This is a genomic window from Roseateles microcysteis (genome assembly GCF_036880965.1).
In the GTDB taxonomy this organism is placed as follows: Bacteria; Pseudomonadota; Gammaproteobacteria; order Burkholderiales; family Burkholderiaceae_C; genus JAUASW01.
In genome coordinates this window covers 156,359-169,904 of the sequence record NZ_JBAJMV010000002.1, presented here as the reverse complement: position 1 = coordinate 169,904, position 13,546 = coordinate 156,359, and the positions used below count along the sequence as shown (strand labels likewise).

11 protein-coding genes are annotated in these 13,546 nt (G+C 64.6%); 3 read left to right on the top strand and 8 right to left on the bottom strand.

Translation table 11 applies throughout. The features are described from left to right. Positions 1-84: 84 nt before the first annotated feature. Entirely contained in the window at positions 85-1,284 is a 1,200-nt protein-coding gene (kbl, locus tag V3596_RS05725) for a glycine C-acetyltransferase (protein ID WP_334276703.1), read from the bottom strand. A gap of 96 nt (positions 1,285-1,380) precedes the next feature. Here kbl and V3596_RS05720 point away from each other — a divergent pair, with 96 nt between their 5' ends. Beyond that, positions 1,381-1,959: a helix-turn-helix domain-containing protein gene (locus tag V3596_RS05720; protein WP_334276702.1), complete on the top strand. Its 579-nt coding sequence runs from the start codon at positions 1,381-1,383 to the stop codon at positions 1,957-1,959. On the opposite strand, the gene V3596_RS05715 is transcribed toward V3596_RS05720, so the two are convergent. Further along, positions 1,921-3,216 carry a YihY family inner membrane protein gene (locus V3596_RS05715; protein ID WP_334276700.1) on the bottom strand — a complete coding sequence of 432 codons (1,296 nt, stop codon included), beginning with the start codon at positions 3,214-3,216 and terminating at the stop codon, positions 1,921-1,923. The genes V3596_RS05720 and V3596_RS05715 overlap by 39 nt on opposite strands. A gap of 19 nt (positions 3,217-3,235) precedes the next feature. Between V3596_RS05715 and V3596_RS05710 the strand changes: the two genes are divergently transcribed. Next, positions 3,236-3,646, top strand: coding sequence for a DUF2069 domain-containing protein (locus V3596_RS05710; protein ID WP_395386061.1), 411 nt, complete (start codon positions 3,236-3,238; stop codon positions 3,644-3,646). Continuing rightward, on the top strand, positions 3,643-5,052 hold the full coding sequence (locus V3596_RS05705) for an FAD-binding oxidoreductase (protein WP_334276698.1): 1,410 nt from the start codon (positions 3,643-3,645) through the stop codon (positions 5,050-5,052). Before V3596_RS05710 ends, V3596_RS05705 begins: the two co-directional genes overlap by 4 nt. Here the strand turns inward: V3596_RS05705 and V3596_RS05700 are convergent, their stop codons facing one another. The 6 genes from V3596_RS05700 to V3596_RS05675 form a co-directional block, all read right to left on the bottom strand. Continuing rightward, positions 5,053-8,286 carry an efflux RND transporter permease subunit gene (locus V3596_RS05700; protein ID WP_334276696.1) on the bottom strand — a complete coding sequence of 1,078 codons (3,234 nt, stop codon included), beginning with the start codon at positions 8,284-8,286 and terminating at the stop codon, positions 5,053-5,055. Between the two features lie 10 nt (positions 8,287-8,296). Continuing rightward, a complete protein-coding gene (locus tag V3596_RS05695; RefSeq protein ID WP_334276695.1) occupies positions 8,297-9,454 on the bottom strand; it encodes an efflux RND transporter periplasmic adaptor subunit in 1,158 nt (385 codons plus the stop codon). A 208-nt stretch (positions 9,455-9,662) separates the two neighbouring features. Further along, positions 9,663-10,253, bottom strand: a complete 591-nt coding sequence (locus tag V3596_RS05690; RefSeq protein ID WP_334276694.1) for an NUDIX hydrolase — start codon at positions 10,251-10,253, stop codon at positions 9,663-9,665. Further along, positions 10,243-10,551, bottom strand: coding sequence for a DUF2818 family protein (locus V3596_RS05685; protein WP_334276693.1), 309 nt, complete (start codon positions 10,549-10,551; stop codon positions 10,243-10,245). Before V3596_RS05685 ends, V3596_RS05690 begins: the two co-directional genes overlap by 11 nt. Before the next feature lie 9 nt (positions 10,552-10,560). After that, on the bottom strand, positions 10,561-12,033 hold the full coding sequence (nuoN, locus tag V3596_RS05680) for an NADH-quinone oxidoreductase subunit NuoN (RefSeq protein ID WP_334277349.1): 1,473 nt from the start codon (positions 12,031-12,033) through the stop codon (positions 10,561-10,563). Between the two features lie 19 nt (positions 12,034-12,052). Next, positions 12,053-13,528: an NADH-quinone oxidoreductase subunit M gene (locus tag V3596_RS05675; RefSeq protein WP_334276692.1), complete on the bottom strand. Its 1,476-nt coding sequence runs from the start codon at positions 13,526-13,528 to the stop codon at positions 12,053-12,055. Between the last annotated feature and the right edge of the window lie 18 nt (positions 13,529-13,546).

Below are 13,546 nucleotides of genomic sequence, written 5' to 3'. Positions count from 1 at the left end.
CAGGTCTCCTGCAGGGCCGCCCCAAGGGAGGCCTGCGCCCCCTCGGGGGGCAGTGAAACGAAGTGGAACGTGGGGGCCTAAAGCTCAACCCTTGATCAGACCGACGTCGCGACCAGCCTGCGCGAACACCGCGACAGCCTTCTCCAGCTGCTCACGCGAATGGCCGGCCGAGACCTGCACGCGGATGCGCGCCTGGCCCTTGGGCACGACCGGGAAGAAGAAGCCGACGGCATAGACACCCAGCTCCAGCAGGCGGGCGCTGAGCTTCTGCGCCGACACCGCGTCGTAGACCATGATGGGAACGATGGGGTGCGTGCCCGGCTTGATCTCGAAACCGGCGGCCTGGATGGCTTCACGGAAATAGGCGGTGTCGGCTTCGAGCTTGTCGCGCAGTTCGGTCGATGCTTCCAGCAGGTCCAGCACGGCGATGGAGGCGCCAACGATGCTCGGCGCCACCGTGTTGGAGAACAGATAGGGGCGCGAACGCTGGCGCAAGAGCTCGATCACTTCGCGCTTGCCGGTGGTGAAGCCGCCCGAAGCGCCGCCCAGGGCCTTGCCCAGGGTGCCGGTGATGATGTCGATCTTGCCAAAGACATTGCGGTACTCATGCGTGCCGCGTCCGGTCTTGCCCAGGAAGCCGCTGGCATGGCATTCGTCGATGCCCAGCAGCGCGCCGTAGCGGTCACAGATCTCGCGGATCTTGTCGAGCTGGGCGATGGTGCCGTCCATCGAGAACACGCCGTCGGTGAACACCAGGGTGAAGCGGGCGCCAGCAGCCTTGGCTTCTTCTAGGCAACGCTCCAGGTCGGCCAGGTCGTTGTGCTTGTAGCGGAAGCGCTTGGCCTTGCACAGGCGGATGCCGTCGATGATGGAGGCGTGGTTCAGCTCGTCACTGATGATGGCGTCCTGCTCACCCAGCAGCGGCTCGAACAGGCCGCCGTTGGCGTCAAAGGCTGCTGCGTAGAGGATGGTGTCCTCGGTGCCGAGGAATTTGGCAAGGCGCTGTTCCAGCGTCTTGTGCAGGTCCTGCGTGCCGCAGATGAAGCGCACCGATGAAAGGCCGTAGCCGTGCGTGCGCAGCGCCTCGTGCGCTGCCTCGATCACGGCCGGGTGAGAAGACAGGCCCAGGTAATTGTTGGCGCAGAGGTTGATCACGTCGCGGCCGTCTGCCGTGTGCACCAGCGAACCCTGCGGCGTGGTGATGATGCGCTCGCTTTTGTAGAGGCCGGCTTCGCGGATGGCTTGCAGCTCCTGCTGCAGATGTTCGTAGAACGCTGTGGTCATGGCCTCACTCCTGGTGCACAATTCACTAAACAGAACGTAGTTCGGTATATCGAACTTTCGTGCAGTATCACGGAATTGCTTTTCAAGGTCAAGCTCATGTCCATTCCCGCGTCCGATGTTCTCGAGCCTCCCCGCGTGGGCGCCACCTTGCAGGCGCTGCGCCAGGCCCAAGGCCTGTCGCTGGACGAGCTGTCGCGCCGCGCCGGCGTCAGCAAGTCGATGCTCTCGCAGATCGAACGCAACCAGGCCAATCCGACCGTGGCCGTGGTCTGGCGTCTGGCGAACGCCTTGCGGGTGGAGTTGTCGGAGCTGCTCGGCGGCGAGCGACCGGCGGCGCCGGCCATTGAGACCGTGGCCTCGCATGCCACGCCCAGCCTCAGCAGCCCGGATGGGCTTTGCACCTTGCGCATCCTCGGCCCCATCGACCTGGCTGGCCAGTTCGAGTGGTATGAGCTGACGGTCCAGCCCGGCGGCTCGCTGGAATCAGCGGCGCATGAGCCGGGTTCTCGTGAGCACCTGAGCGTGCTCAGCGGTTCGCTGGAAGTGACGGCCGGCGGCAACAGCCAGGTCCTGAAGGCCGGCGAGACGGCCCGCTACGCGGTGGACGGACCGCATTCGATCCGCAACCGCGGCAAGTCAAACGCCAGCGCGCTGCTGGTTGTCCTGCACAGCTAGGAGTTCGGCCAAGGAGCAGCGCTGCCAGTCTGATCGGGCCCAGAGCGGCGCCAGCGGCCCGCCTGTCTCGGCCAGCAAGGCCTTGAGCAAGGGCTCGGCCCGCACCTGTTGCGGCGCGATCAGGAGCGCCAGGCGCTGCGCGCCCTCCTCTTCCAGCCGGCCAAGCCAGTCAAGCTCCTGCAAGGAATCAAGGATGGGCTCTAGCTGCAGCGGATCAACCCGCAGCCGCCGCGCCAGCGAGAGGCTGCTCAAGCCGCCCTCACCAGCTTGCTGGGCCTGCCACAGCATGCGCAAGGCATCCAGCCCCAGGCCCAGCTGCCAACCCGCCGTCTCGCGGCGCGGATGGATGCGCCCGGCCAGCGCCGGCGCATTGGCGGCCAGCAGCGCACCCGCCAGCACGATCACCCAGCCCAGGTACATCCAGATCAGGAAGATCGGCACAGTGGCGAAGGCGCCGTAGAGCGTCGAATAGGTGGGCACCTGTTTCATGTACCAGGCCAGGAGGCTCTTGGCGGCGTTGAAGCCCAGGGCGACGAATACACCGCCGGACAAGGCATGGCGCCAGCGCACATGGGTGTTGGGCACATAGTGGAAGAGCCCCGCCACGCCCAGCGTCAGGATGACGAACTCGATGGTGTTCAGCAGCGACTCCAGGCCGCCGGGCATCTTGGTGACCACGCCCTTGCCGGCAGAGATTGCATAGCTGGTGAAGGCCAGACTGCCGCCCAGCAGCAAGGGACCGAGCGTCAGCGCCGCCCAGTAGACCAGCACGCGCTGCGCAATCGGGCGCGGGCGTTTGACGCGCCAGATCACATTGAGCGTCCGGTCGATGGTCAGCATCAGGGTGAGCGCGGTGGCGCCAAGAAAGATCAGGCCCACCAGGCCCAGGCGATTGGCCTTGGCGGCGAACTGGGTCAGCGCCAGCATCACCGGGCGCGCGATGTTGTCGGGAATGAGGCTTTGCAGGAAGTACTTCTCCAGCGCCGTCTGGAAGGAGGCAAAGATCGGGAAAGCCGTGAACAGGGCCAGCATCACTGTGAGCAGCGGCACCAGCGAAATCAGCGTGGTGAAGGTCAGACTGCCAGCGGTGAGGCCCAGCCGGTCCTCCCGGAAACGCAGTTGCAGAAGGCGCACGCTCTCGCGCCAGGGCCATGCCGCCAGCACGGCGGGCAATTCAGAAATCAGCCGCCAGGCCGTGCCGGGCTTGTTTTCAGAGCTCTCAGCGGCGTCTGCGGTGTTGGGAATCGAAGTCGTCATGCTGGCTATGATGCCAGCCATGTCCAGTGCCCTGCCCGCCAAGCCCCTCACGCCCACCAATCGCAGCATCGCCAGCACCGAAGAACAGCTGTCGCGCTGGCTCGCACTGCTTGGCGTGGCGGGTCTTTTCGTGCTCTGCCTGGCCTGGGAACTCTGGCTCGCGCCCACGGGCCGCGGCACGCTGGCCATCAAGGCGCTGCCCCTGCTCCTGCCGCTGCTGGGCCTCTGGCGCTACCGGCTCTACACCTTCCGCTGGCTGAGCCTGATGATCTGGCTGTACTGTGGCGAGGGCCTCGTGCGTGCCACCAGCGAGCAAGGCATCGGCGCCTGGCTGGCCTGGGCTGAAGTGGCACTGTCGACCCTCGTCTTCATCGCCTGCTCGATGCAGGTGAGGCAGCGGCTGCGCGCCGCCAAAGCCGTGCAGCAATGAATGCCGCTGCGCTGCTGACCGAGCTGCGTGCCGCGGTCGGCGAGGCGCAGGTCCTGCAGGGCGAGGCTTGCGCGCCGTTCGAGCTCGACTGGCGCAAGCGCTGGCCGGGCAAGGCCCTGGCCGTGGTGCGGCCTGGCAGCACCGAAGAAGTCGCTGCCGCAGTGCGCGCCTGCGCAACGCATGGCGCAAGCTTGGTACCCCAAGGCGGCAACACCGGCCTGGTCGGCGGTGGCGTGCCGGATGCCAGCGGGCAGCAGGTGCTGCTGAGCCTGCAGCGGCTGAACCGCGTCCGCGAAATCGACAATGCCAATCTGACGCTGACGGCCGAGGCCGGATGCATCCTGCAAACCATCCAGGACGCCGCCGAGGCTCAAGGCCTGCTGTTCCCCTTGAGCCTGGCGGCCGAAGGCTCATGCACGATTGGCGGCAATCTCTCGACCAATGCCGGCGGCACCCAGGTGCTGCGCTATGGCAATGCCCGCGAACTCTGCCTCGGGCTTGAAGTGGTGACGGCCACCGGCGAAGTCTGGCAAGGGCTCTCGGGCCTGCGCAAGGACAACACCGGCTACGACCTGCGCGACCTCTTCATCGGCAGCGAGGGCACGCTGGGCATCATCACGGCAGCGACCCTGAAGCTCCATCCCCAGCCGCTGGCGCAGATGACGGCACTGGCCGCCTGTCCGACGCTTGAAGCCGCCGTGTCACTGCTGAGCCTGGCGCGAGCACGGGCCGGCTCAGGCCTGACCGGCTTCGAGGTAATGAATGCGTTCTCCTTGGCCCTGGTGCGCAAGCACCTGCCGCAACTGCGCCAGCCGCTTGCGGAATCACCCTGGACGGTGCTGCTGGAAATCTCCGACAGCGAGAGCGTTGCCCACGCCCGCTCGCTCTTCGAGGGCTTGCTGGAAGCCGCGCTGGATGCCGGCACGATCACCGATGCCGCCGTGGCGGAAAGCCAGGCGCAGTCCAAGACCTTCTGGCATTTGCGTGAATCGATACCGCTCGCGCAAAGCGAGGAAGGCCTCAACATCAAGCACGACATCGCCCTGCCCGTCTCGGCGATCCCGGCTTTTGTTGCGCAGACCGATGCAGCCCTGGCCCGGCAGTTCCCGGGCGTTCGCATGGTCGACTTCGGCCATCTGGGCGACGGCAACCTGCACTACAACGTGCAAGCGCCTGAAGGCGTGGCACCAGGCGAGTTCCTGAAGGCCAACGAGGCCGCAGTCAACGCCATCGTCTACGACCAGGTGGGCCGCTTTGGCGGCTCGATCTCGGCCGAGCATGGCATCGGCCAGTTGAAGCGCGAGGAACTGGCTGCGCGCAAGGACCCCGTCGCCCTGCACCTGATGCGGCAAGTAAAAAAGGCCCTGGATCCCCAGGGCCTCTTCAATCCGAATCGCGTCCTCTGATCAGTCCGCGCCCGGAGCCAGCTGTGCAGGCACGCGGCGACCGCGTGCGGCGTTCACACCCTTCTTCAGCACTCGGTAGATGAAGCGGATCAGCGTCAGGAACAGCAGGACTTCGACAAAGGTCGCCAGGAAGGCCCACAGGCCGCCCGCCGCGCCCCAGCGCGCAGCACGCGCATGGAACTTCGCTGCCATGCTGTCACGCTTGGTCTCGATGCTGTCGTAGAAAGTCGGCACCATCAGAAGCGTCAGGAAGGTCGAGGTGATCGTGCCACCGATGATGGCCACGGCCATCGGGCGGTAGAACTCCGCGCCCTCGCCGATGCCGATGGCCACCGGCATCATGCCGGCGATCAGTGCGAAGGTAGTCATCAGAATCGGGCGGAAGCGCTTGCGGCCTGCATGCATCAGCGCCTCTTCGCGACTCACGCCATTGGCCTCCTCCTGGCGCGCCGCGTCGAGCAGCAGGATCGCGTTCTTGGCCACCAGGCCCGCCAGCATGATGATGCCGATGAAGCTCATCAGGTTCAGCGTGCCCTTGGTCAGCAGCAGTGCCACGACCACGCCGATCAGCGACAGTGGTTGCGACAGCATGACGCCCAATGGCGCAGTGAAGGAGTTGAACTGCATCACCAGGATCAGATACATCAGGCCAATACCAGCCACCAGGGCGATGGTCATCGCGCTGAAGACTTCCTGCTGGTCCTTGGATCCGCCAGCCAGCTTGATGCCATAGCCTGGCGGGAAGTTCATCTTCTTGGCCAGGGCCATGGCGTCCTTCGTCACGTCGCCAGCGGCACGACCCTGCACGTTGGCGGAGACACCGATCACCCGTTTGCCGTCCAGGTGCTGAATTGTGGCCGGTGCCTTGCCCATGGTGATCGTGGCGATCTGGTCCAGTGGCACCATCTGGCCGGAACCGGCAACGGTGATCGGCAGACGCTCGATATTGCCGGCGTCCACGCGGTCGCTCGGCTGCAGGCGCACTGAGACATCACGTGTCACACCCGTCGGATCGACCCAGTCGCCCACCTGGATGCCTGCGAAGGCAACGCGCAGCGCGTTGGCCGCATCGCCCACCGAGATACCCAGCTGGTTGGCCAGGCCGCGATGCAGCTCGACCTGGAGCTCGTTCTGCGCGTTCTGCTGCGACAGCGCGACGTCGACTGCCCCTGGCACCTTGCGCAGCTGGCGCATGAAGTCCTCGGTCAGCTCCAGCAGCTTGCGGGTATCGGAGCCGTAGAAGCGGATCTGCACCGGCTTCTGGCCACCGCCGCCGCTGAAGTCATCGAGCACCGCAAACTCCGCGCCTGTCAGGCTCTCCAGATGCTTGCGCATCTCGGTGCCGATCTCCTGCGCGCTGCGCTTGCGCTCGTAGCTCTTGCCGATGTTGATGTAGAGCTTGCCGCCATTCACGTTGACGAAGGCGTCGGTGCTCTTCTTCTCCTTGATCAGCTGCGCCTTCTCCTCCACTGACGCCAGCTTGCGGCGGGCGTACTCGAGGCTGGAGCTCGGCGGCGTGCGCACTTCCACGGCAATGGTGTCGGAGTCGCTCGAGGGCAGGAAGCTGGTGCCACCGAACTTGACCTGCAGAAAGATGGCCAGCACGAAACTCAGGAAGGCAATCACGCCCATCTTGACGCGATGGTGCAGCGCCCAGGCGATCACGTTGCCGTAGCGGTCGGCCTGATGGTCGAACCATTCATTGAAGCGATGCAGGAGCTTGGAGATGCCCTTCTTCGGCTGCAGATGATGGTTCGGCGGGTCACCCCAGAAGGCCGACAGCATCGGATCCAGCGTGAAGGAGATCAAGAGGCTCACCAGCACCGAAGCCACCACGGTCAGGCCGAAGGGCCGGAACCATTCGCCCGAGATGCCGGGCATGAAGGCCACTGGCACGAACACCGCCACGATGGAGAACGTGGTGGCCGCCACGGCCATGCCGATTTCGGCCGTGCCCTTCAGTGCAGCCGTCATGCGGTCCGCACCACGCTCCATGTGGCGGACGATGTTCTCCCGGACGACGATGGCGTCATCGATCAGCACACCGATGGCCAGCGACAGGCCCAGGAGGCTCATGAAATTCAGTGTGAAGCCGAAAATCCAGACGGCGATGAATGCCGCAATCACCGACGTCGGCAGCGAGGTGGCCGTGATCAGGGTGGAACGCCAGGAGTTCAGGAAGGCATAGACCACGAAGATGGTCAGGCCGGCACCGAACACCAACGCATGGATCACGTTGTTGAGGCTGTCCTGTGCGTTCTTGCCGCCGTCCTGCGTAATCTCGAGCGTGGTGCCGGGCGGCAGCAGGTTCTTGTTGGCGTCATCGACCAGCTTGCGCACCTCGTCGGCCACGCTGACCGTGGAGGCTTCGCGCGAGCGGGTAATGGACAGGCCGACATTGGGCCGGCCATTGCGGATCGACAGGGTCTGGCGCTCGGAGAAGCCGTCCTTGACCGTGGCCACCTGGCCCAGGCGCACCAGCTCGTTGGCATTGCGCTTGATGACGATGCGCTCGAAGTCCACCGGCTGCGCGATGCGGCCGACCAGTCGGATGCTCTGGTCCTCGAACTCGCCGCGCACCTTGCCCACCGGGGCAGAGATGTTCTGGCGCTGCAGGGCGCTGGTGACCTCGCTGACCGAGACATTGAACTCGCGCAGCTTCTGACCCGACAGCAGGACCGAGAGCTCGCGGTTCAGCGAACCGAAGATCTCGACCGTGCCCACGCCGGCCACGCCGCGGAAGCGGTCGGCCAACTGGTCTTCCGCGATGCGCGAGATCTCGGCGTGGCTGAGCGTCTTGCTCTCAAGCGACACCTGCATGATGGGCTGGGCGGACGGGTCAGCGCGGCGGATGATGGGCTCGCGCATTTCCTGCGGCAGCTGATAGCGCACCGAGGCAATGGCGTTGCGCACGTCGTCGGCCGCCTCGATCATGTTCTTCTTGAAGTCGAACTTCAGGAAGAAGGTGGCCTGTCCTTCATTGGCGCCGGCCTGCACCTCGGTCACGCCAGGCACGGCGAGCAGCGGCTTCTCGATGCGATTGACGATCTCCCGCTCCGAGGTTTCGGGTGAGGCGCCGGGATAGGGAATGGAGACGAAGAGGAACGGCACCTCGACGTCGGGGTTCTGGTTGACGCGCAGCTTGGACAGCGCCATCAGGCCCAGCGCCATCAGGCTGATGATGCAGACGATGGTCGCTATCGGCTTCTTGATCGAAAAATCTGAGATCAGCATGGCGTGCTCCTCAGGCTGCGGCGGAGGCCGGTGCCGAAGCGGGCTTGGCAGCGGCCGGTGCGGCGGCCTTGACCGTTACGGCCGAGCCCTCCACCAGGGTACGGCTGGGGTTGCGCAGCACGATGTCACCCACCTTCAGGCCCGCAGCGACCACGTATTCGCCGCGGCGCTCGTCACGCGCGCCCAGGGTCAGCGGCTGGCGATGCAGCTTGCCGCCCTGCACGATCCAGGCATAGACCTGGTCGCCGTCGCGCTGCATGTCGGCGTCGTCCAGCATCAGGGCGGCGGACTTGACCGTGCGAACAAAGCCTTCACCATAGAGGCCCGAGACTGATGCGGCACGCTTGTCGTTCAGCTCAACCAGCACCGCGATCTGGCGGCTGACCGGATTGGCCGACACATCGATGCGTCGGATGCGGCCTTCGATGCGCTCCTGGCTGGCGCCGACGATGCGCAGGTCCACGTCCTGGCCCAGCTTCAGCTCGGCCCGGCGGTCGGCAGAGACGAAGCCTTCAAAACGCATGGAGCTCGGGTCGATGACCTTGAGCAGCTCCTTGCCGGTCTGGGCGGTGTCGCCGGGCGACACGCGGCGCTCGCTGATCACGCCGTCAAAAGGCGCGCGCACCTCGGTGCGGGCCATGTTCTGGCGGGCTGCAACCAGGCGGGCCTCGGCGGCGACCTTGTCGCTCTGCGTTGAGGTGCGGCGGTTGGCCGAATCCTCGAGCGCCTGCTGGGAAATCATGCCCTGAGCCTGCAGCGTCTTCTGGCGCTGGTACTGGCGCTCGGCCTGCTCGAAGTTCTCGCGAGCGGCACGGGCAGCTTCCTCTGCGGAGTTCAGGCTGTCACGGATGGAGGTGGCATCGAGTTGCACCAGCAGATCGCCGCGGCGCACCGTCTCACCGTTCTCCTTCAGCACATGCAGTACAACGGCAGAGAGCTCGGCGCGCAGATCGGCGCGCTTCTCGGGCTGGACGGCGCCGGTGATCAGCGGGCCGGTGCCGTGCTCGGATTCGCCCATGACAATCCGGTCTTCAACGGCCAGCTGCATGGTGGGCGTTTCCTTGCTTGCATCGTTCTTCTCGGCATTGCCGTTCTGGCAGCCGGAAAGGCCCAGCATCAAAGCCGCCACCAATACAGCCGTGGCAAAGGGAATGTGGCGCGTCGTCATGCTCTCTCCGAATGTGTTTTTTGGTGGGGCAACATCGCCCACTTGCAAAGCGGCGCAAGCATACCCATGCCGAATGACACAGCCATCAGTCATGTGACAAGTTGCGTAGTTCTGGCCGATCAGCTGCACCTGCGTGCGACGAACTGCAGATGGCCTGTTTCCGGAATCGTAATTTTTCCGCCGGCAGCCTGGCCGGACCAAGGCCAGACTACTTCTTCCAGGCCAGTTCCCACTCGCCGTCCTGCCAGCGGGTCAGCCACAGCAGGCCGATCAGGGTCTTGGCGTCGGTGAGCTCGCCATTGGCGGCCAGCGCGTCGAGCTCGGTCGTCGTGTGCGTGACGACGTCGAGGAACTCGCCTTCGTCGAGCTTGCGCTCGCCCTGGGTCAGGCCGCGTGCGAAAAAGATCTCTATGCCTTCGGTTGAGTAGGCAATCGCGTTGTGCAGCACGCCGGCATGCGCCCATTCCTTGGCGCTGTAGCCGGTTTCTTCCAGCAGTTCGCGCTTGGCGCAGGCCAGCGGCGATTCGTTCGGGTCCAGCTTGCCGGCTGGAAATTCCAGCATCACGCGGCCCATCGGGTGGCGGAACTGGCGCTCCATCAGCAACTGGCCCTTGTCCAGGATGGGCACGATCATCACGGCGCCCGGATGGACGATGTACTCACGGCCGGTTTCCTTGCCGTCGGGCAGGCGAACACGATCGCGGCGTACGTCGAGGAAGTTGCCGCGGAAGGCTTGCGTCGATTCGATCAGCGTTTCGCTGATCGCTGCATCGCCCTTGGCTGCATCGTCAGGCTTCATTGCGATGACGGCGCAGATAGCACCAGACAAAGCCGGGAAAGCCGAACACCAGGTAGACGCAAGCGGCCGCCGCGTAGAACTCCCAGCCTTGCGGCTGGCGTTGGCCCTGGCTGGCCTCGAGCGCGAAGCCGATGCCCAGGGTCAAGAGGCCAAGAAGCGCCAACTCCAGCAGGCGCCAGCCCACGTTCTTGTGCGCGAGGCGAGGCCCCACCAGCAGCAGCCGCGAGCTGAAATACGGCGCATTGGCCGAGATCAGCGCGACCAGCAACACCAGCCAGATGGCTGCAGACTGATTCATCCTTGTGGATCAGGAAGCCAGCGCGAGCAGGATGGCGCGCTTGCACATGTCCATCAGGCCGCCCGGCAGCAGACCGAAGACCAGCACCGCCACACCATTCAGCGACATGACCAGGCGCACGTCGGTGGGCGCGGTCAGCGGGCTGTTGTCGGTCGGCTCGTCGAAGAACATCACCTTGATGACACGCAGATAGTAGAAGGCGCCGATCAGTGACAACACCACGGCAGCGATGGCCAGCCAGAGGTACAGATTCACGCCGGTGCTCACCATGGCCTGCAGCACAGCCAGCTTGGCGTAGAAGCCAGCGGTCAGCGGAATGCCGGCCAGAGACAGCATGAACACCAGCATCATCAGCGCATACCAGGGGCTGCGGCGATAAAGGCCGGCCAGGTCGCCGATCTCTTCCGACTCATGGCCCTGGCGCGACAGCAGCAGGATCATGCCGAAGCTGCCCAGCGTGGTCAGCACATAGGTGACCGTGTAGAACATGGCCGAGCTGTAGGCGTTGGCAGCCGACAGCGTATTGAAGTTCACCACGCCGGAGGCCATGCCCAGGAGCATGAAACCCATCTGGGCGATGGTCGAGTAAGCAAGCATGCGCTTGAGGTTGGTCTGCGCGATGGCGGCGAGGTTGCCCACCACCAGCGAGACCAGCGCCATCACGATCAGCATCTGCTGCCAGTCCACGGCCAGGCCCACCATGCCGTCCACCAGCAAGCGCATGGTGATGGCGAAGGCTGCCAGCTTCGGCGCGGCGCCGATCATCAGCGTGACTGCGGTCGGAGCGCCTTGGTAGACGTCGGGCACCCACATATGGAACGGCGCCGCACCGAGCTTGAAGCCGAGGCCGGCCACGATGAAGACCAGGCCGAAGATCAGCACCGACTTGTTGACCGCACCGGCGCTGATCACTTCGAACACGCGCGGGATCGACAGCGAACCCGTGGCGCCGTACATCATCGACAGGCCGTACAACAGGAAGCCGCTGGCCAGGGCGCCCAGCACGAAGTACTTCATCGCTGCTTCGGTCGAAATTGCATGGTCACGGCGCAGGGCCACGAGCGCATACAGCGACAGGCTCATCAGTTCCAGGCCAAGATAGATGACCAGGAAGTTGTTGGCCGAGAGCATGACGCTCACGCCCAGCAGCGAGAACAGCGAGAGCGTGAACAGCTCGCCCTTGAGCATGTCGCGTGCGCCGGCATAGGGCCGCGCATAGACCAGGCTCACCATCACCGCCACACAGGCGAAGAAGGCCAGCAGATGGCCCATGGGGTCGGAGACCACCATGCCCTGCATGCCATATTCGGTCAGGCCGCTGTTGAAGTAGCCGATGTGCATCACGCCCACGGCCGCCAGCGTGAGCTGAGTCAGCAGATAGGTGGGTGTGCGGCGCGCATCGGTGACGAAGAGGTCGACCATCGCCACCACGCAGGCCATGGCCAGCAGGACGATTTCGGGATAGACCGAGAGCCAGTTCATAGTGTTCACCTTGGGCGCCTCAGTGGATCTTGGAGACGGCCACGTGCTTGAGCAACTCGGTCACTGAAGCGTGCATCACGTCGGTAAAGGGTTTGGGATAGACGCCCATGAAGAGCGTTGCCGCGGCCAGCACGGCCAGCATCGAGAACTCGCGGGCGTTCACGTCCTTGAGTTCGCGCACATGGTCGTTGCCAATCGCGCCGAAGTAGACGCGCTTGTACATCCACAGCGTGTAGGCCGCGCCGAACACCAGGGCCGTGGCCGCGATGGCACCTAGCCAGAAGTCGAACTTCACGGTACCCAGGATGACCATCCACTCGCCGACGAAACCGCCGGTGGCCGGCAGGCCGCAGTTGGCCATGGCGAAGAACAGCGCCAACGCCGCGAACTTGGGCATGGTGTTGACCACACCGCCGTAGTCGGCGATTTCACGCGAATGCACGCGGTCGTACAGAACGCCGATGCACAAGAACATGGCGCCGGACACGAAACCGTGCGAGATCATCTGCACGATGCCGCCGGAAATGCCGAGCTCGTTGTAGATGAAGAAGCCCAAGGTCACGAAGCCCATGTGCGCGATGGACGAATAGGCCACCAGCTTCTTCATGTCGGTCTGCACCAGGGCCACGAGGCCGATGTAGACCACGGCGATCAGCGACAGCGCGATGATGAACCACGACCAGTGATGCGCAGCATCGGGCGCAATGGGCATCGAGAAGCGCAGGAAGCCGTAGGCACCCAGCTTCAGCATGATGGCGGCCAGCACCACCGATCCACCGGTAGGCGCTTCGACGTGGGCGTCTGGCAGCCAGGTGTGCACCGGCCACATCGGCACCTTGACCGAGAAGGCGGCAAAGAAGGCGAAGAACAGCAGCGTCTGCGCATCCATGGCCAGCGGCAGCTTGTGCCAGGTGAGGATGTCGAAGCTGCCGCCCGACTTGGTGTAGAGGTACAGCAGCGCGATCAGCATCAGCAGCGAACCGGCCAGCGTGTACAGGAAGAATTTGAAGGCCGCATAGACGCGCCGCGGGCCGCCCCAGACACCGATGATGATGTACATCGGGATCAGCGTGGCCTCGAAGAACACGTAGAACAGCATGCCGTCGAGCGCGCAGAACACGCCGATCATCAGACCCGAGAGGATCAGGAAGGCGCCAAGGTACTGATGCGCACGCTCGGTGATCACCTCCCAGGCCGCGACCACGACGATCACGGTGATGAAGGCCGTCAGCGGCACGAACCACATCGAGATGCCATCCACACCCAGGTGGTAGTGGATATTGAAGCGTTCGATCCAGGGCAGGTTCTCGCTGAACTGCATCGCAGCCGTGCCGTTGTCGAAGCCGCTGATCAGCGGCAGCGTGACGGCAAGACCCGCAATGGCGGCCAGCAAGGCCATCCAGCGTGCGGCATTGGCCTGGTGTTCACGACCGAGCATCAGCAGCAGCACGCCGCTGACAACGGGCAACCAGATGGCAAGACTCAACAATCCCATTCTTCTTCTCCGCCTCTG

Bases quoted from the DNA above. Each gene is read 5' to 3' on its own strand.
- kbl (WP_334276703.1), bottom strand. From the start codon at position 1,284: ATGACCACAGCGTTCTACGAACATCTGCAGCAGGAGCTGCAAGCCATC.
- V3596_RS05720 (WP_334276702.1), top strand. From the start codon at position 1,381: ATGTCCATTCCCGCGTCCGATGTTCTCGAGCCTCCCCGCGTGGGCGCC.
- V3596_RS05715 (WP_334276700.1), bottom strand. From the start codon at position 3,216: ATGACGACTTCGATTCCCAACACCGCAGACGCCGCTGAGAGCTCTGAA.
- V3596_RS05710 (WP_395386061.1), top strand. From the start codon at position 3,236: ATGTCCAGTGCCCTGCCCGCCAAGCCCCTCACGCCCACCAATCGCAGC.
- V3596_RS05705 (WP_334276698.1), top strand. From the start codon at position 3,643: ATGAATGCCGCTGCGCTGCTGACCGAGCTGCGTGCCGCGGTCGGCGAG.
- V3596_RS05700 (WP_334276696.1), bottom strand. From the start codon at position 8,286: ATGCTGATCTCAGATTTTTCGATCAAGAAGCCGATAGCGACCATCGTC.
- V3596_RS05695 (WP_334276695.1), bottom strand. From the start codon at position 9,454: ATGACGACGCGCCACATTCCCTTTGCCACGGCTGTATTGGTGGCGGCT.
- V3596_RS05690 (WP_334276694.1), bottom strand. From the start codon at position 10,253: ATGAAGCCTGACGATGCAGCCAAGGGCGATGCAGCGATCAGCGAAACG.
- V3596_RS05685 (WP_334276693.1), bottom strand. From the start codon at position 10,551: ATGAATCAGTCTGCAGCCATCTGGCTGGTGTTGCTGGTCGCGCTGATC.
- nuoN (WP_334277349.1), bottom strand. From the start codon at position 12,033: ATGAACTGGCTCTCGGTCTATCCCGAAATCGTCCTGCTGGCCATGGCC.
- V3596_RS05675 (WP_334276692.1), bottom strand. From the start codon at position 13,528: ATGGGATTGTTGAGTCTTGCCATCTGGTTGCCCGTTGTCAGCGGCGTG.